The sequence below is a fragment of the Polynucleobacter sp. 39-46-10 genome (assembly GCF_002282275.1).
In genome coordinates this window covers 1-1,177 of record NZ_NCJB01000528.1, presented here as the reverse complement: position 1 = coordinate 1,177, position 1,177 = coordinate 1, and the positions used below count along the sequence as shown (strand labels likewise).

1 protein-coding gene is annotated in these 1,177 nt (G+C 46.7%); it reads right to left on the bottom strand.

Features of this window, described 5'->3' with window-relative positions; all coding sequences use genetic code 11:
• Nucleotides 1-1,177, bottom strand: a 1,177-nt coding sequence (locus B7X71_RS17425; RefSeq protein WP_293601669.1) for a DNA gyrase subunit A, incomplete at both ends; no start/stop codon positions are given.

The window sequence follows — 1,177 nt, the reverse complement described above, 5'->3', positions numbered from 1 at the left end:
TTCCATCCTTGAGTCTTGGCTCTACAAAGTGTCCCTTACGAGCGCGATTACCTGCAAAAGACTTCAGAGTTTTTGCGTCGAGACTCAACTCTGTTGGCTTACCTGCACGACCAGCACCAGAATATGTAGCGCCATCAGGACCCACCGCAATTGCAGAAGCCAGTTTCTCCTTATCGTCCAAGCCCATCAAAATTACACCTTTACCACCAGTAGGTAAACGCTTGAGTTCATCGAGTGGGAAAACTAGCAACTTCGAGCTTTCAGATAAGCAGGCAACTTGCTTCATGCCAGCAGTCACCTTAGCAGCTCCGAGCGGTGCATCACCGCCTGGGAATTTGCTATCGATGCCAACGAATGACTTACCAGCCTTATTACGGGTAGTCATGTCTGCAACGTTTGCTAGGAAGCCATTACCAGATCGAGTTGAGATCAGTACAAGATCATCAGATTGACCGGCATAGTAGGCCACCATCTGCGATCCAGCTGCCAAGTTCACAAAGCTCGTTAATGGTGAACCATCGCCACGAGCACCTGGTAATTCGCTGACGGGAACTGTATAGACACGGCCATCACTACCAAAGCCTTGCATCACATCAACTGTGCGGCACTCAAATGTGGCATAGAGGGCATCACCCGCTTTGAAGCCAAACTGCGTTGCATCATGCTCGTGACCCTGGCGTACACGTACCCAACCCTTTTGAGACACGATCACCGTTACCGGTTCATCCAATACCTTAGTCTCAGCAACAGCGCGCTTATCTTCCTGAATCAATGTACGGCGATCATCACCAAAATCTTTCATATCAGATTCAATTTCTTTGATGATGCGCTTACGCAATACAGTATCACTCTGCAACAAACCTTCAAGATCATCACGCTCAGACTTGAGCTCTTTTAATTCTTGCTCAATTTTGATGCCTTCCAATCGAGCCAACTGACGCAAACGGATATCCAAAATATCTTCGGCTTGACGATCGCTCAGCTTAAACTCTTTAATAAGATCAGCCTTAGGTTCATCGCTATTGCGAATAATCTTGATGACCTTATCAATATTGAGAAGAACAATAAGGCGCCCTTCCAAAATATGCATCCGATCGTTGACTTTACCCAAGCGGTGCTGAGTACGTCTTGTAACAGTTCCCACCCTGAAAGAAATCCACTCAGCAATAATCTCTTT